Origin of the sequence: Roseospira goensis, assembly GCF_014197795.1 — a bacterium.
Taxonomy (GTDB): domain Bacteria; phylum Pseudomonadota; class Alphaproteobacteria; order Rhodospirillales; family Rhodospirillaceae; genus Rhodospira; species Rhodospira goensis.
The window spans coordinates 1-1,445 of the sequence record NZ_JACIGI010000078.1; the positions used below are offsets into that span (position 1 = coordinate 1).

Here is a 1,445-nt window from a genome sequence, read left to right on the forward strand (position 1 = left end):
CGCCGCGTCGTGCGGCGGCAGGTGGCGGCCGGGCCGGGGTCGGCGGCGGCGGCTCATGACGCGGTGTCCTCGCGACCGGTCCAGTACCGGCAGGCCCGGGTCCCGTCCCACAGGGGGTGCAGCGCGGACAGCGCGAGACCCGCCTGGCGCCCGGCCTCGGCGCAGACCCCGCTGCCCGCGCGGTGACCCGCGGTGCGGAAGTGCGCGCAGCTCTTGCAGGTCCGGCCCTCCGGCCCGCCGCCGGGCAGGTGGGCATAGGTGATCGTGCTCCGCGCCGGGCGGCGCTGTCGGTGGCGGCGGCTCATGACGCGATGTCCTCCGGGTCGATCCAGCGCAGGCGGCTGATCGCGGCCACCAGGGCCTCGTGGGTGCCGCCCATGCCGTAGGAGAGGCGGATCAGGGCCTCCGGGTCCGGCGGGCCGCCGCGCGGGGCGGGTCGGGCAGCTCCGCCCAGTGCGTGGCCGGATAGTCGTTGTCGGCGGGGAAGACCGGCTCGTTGAAGTCGTCAATGGCCCACACCCGGTCATCGTCGTTGCGCCAGCCGACGAGAACGGAGGTCCACCCCGGTCCCCAGACCAGGAACCGCTCACCCCACTCCGTCGGGGCCGTCTCGATCGCATGCCAGCGCGTCATGCCGCACCGCCTTCCGTGACGTCGGTGATGTATCGGATCGCCATCGCGGCGATCTGCACGGCTTCCCTGCGGGCCGCAGCCGAGCGGCCGGTATCGGCGCGCACGTGCTCCCAGAGCTCGTCCAGTTCTTCCTTGATGACCGCCCACCCTTCGTGGGCGCCCGCCATCGGCCGGTGTTTCGTCGCGGCCCGCTCGGCCTCGGCGGCCACATCCTCAAGCGCGCGGGTCCGGCGGCTCTGCAAGTCGATCATCTTCCCGCCCTCCCTACGCCGCCGTCTCGACGTCGGCGGCGTCCTTCAGCAGGGCGTCCACCATCCTGTCGATCTCGCTGTCGGTGACGCGCACGACCACCTCGTCGCCGGCCTCCACGACGGTCACGCCGATGCGCTTCAGCTCGGCGACGGAGAGCTGGTTCAGGGCACCCTTGACCGGGGTCTCGGACACCTTGACCAGGGTCTCGACCCGGTCGGGGAAGTGCTTGCGGATCAGGTCGCAGACCCGCGCGGCGTCCGCGAACTCCAGCTTGCCCTTGCCCTTGGCGAACCCGACCTTGATGCCGTGCAGCGTCAGGGTCCGGGGCGACTGGAACAGATCCGGCACCTCGGCCACCGCCGCCGCCAGGCGCGCGCGGGCGTTGCTGGCGCCGTCCACCAGGCGGCGCAGGCGCGCCAGGTGCTGGCGCTTGACCCGCGCCATCTCGTCCTCGACCGCGCGGACCTCGTCCGCCAGCTTGCCGTGGGCCTCGCTGTAGCTCTTGGCGAGGGCTTCGATATCGCCGAGGCTCGGCATGTCTCAGATCCTCCTGAAAAGGC

Annotated in this window: 4 protein-coding genes; all 4 read right to left on the reverse strand. The window is 72.7% G+C overall.

Annotated elements, in window-relative coordinates; genetic code table 11:
• Nucleotides 1-53: 53 nt before the first annotated feature.
• Nucleotides 54-305: a hypothetical protein gene (locus GGD88_RS18400; RefSeq protein WP_184438248.1), complete on the reverse strand. Its 252-nt coding sequence runs from the start codon at nucleotides 303-305 to the stop codon at nucleotides 54-56.
• Between the two features lie 91 nt (nucleotides 306-396).
• Nucleotides 397-633: a hypothetical protein gene (locus tag GGD88_RS18405; RefSeq protein WP_184438250.1), complete on the reverse strand. Its 237-nt coding sequence runs from the start codon at nucleotides 631-633 to the stop codon at nucleotides 397-399.
• Nucleotides 630-884, reverse strand: coding sequence for a hypothetical protein (locus GGD88_RS18410; protein WP_184438251.1), 255 nt, complete (start codon nucleotides 882-884; stop codon nucleotides 630-632). The genes GGD88_RS18405 and GGD88_RS18410 overlap by 4 nt, the downstream gene beginning before the upstream one ends.
• A 13-nt stretch (nucleotides 885-897) precedes the next feature.
• Nucleotides 898-1,422 carry a host-nuclease inhibitor Gam family protein gene (locus GGD88_RS18415; protein WP_184438252.1) on the reverse strand — a complete coding sequence of 175 codons (525 nt, stop codon included), beginning with the start codon at nucleotides 1,420-1,422 and terminating at the stop codon, nucleotides 898-900.
• Nucleotides 1,423-1,445: the final 23 nt, after the last annotated feature.

What these genes read in the sequence shown, in the direction of transcription:
- GGD88_RS18400 (WP_184438248.1), bottom strand. Translation starts at nt 305, where the DNA reads ATGAGCCGCCGCCACCGACAGCGCCGCCCGGCGCGGAGCACGATCACC.
- GGD88_RS18405 (WP_184438250.1), bottom strand. Translation starts at nt 633, where the DNA reads ATGACGCGCTGGCATGCGATCGAGACGGCCCCGACGGAGTGGGGTGAG.
- GGD88_RS18410 (WP_184438251.1), bottom strand. Translation starts at nt 884, where the DNA reads ATGATCGACTTGCAGAGCCGCCGGACCCGCGCGCTTGAGGATGTGGCC.
- GGD88_RS18415 (WP_184438252.1), bottom strand. Translation starts at nt 1,422, where the DNA reads ATGCCGAGCCTCGGCGATATCGAAGCCCTCGCCAAGAGCTACAGCGAG.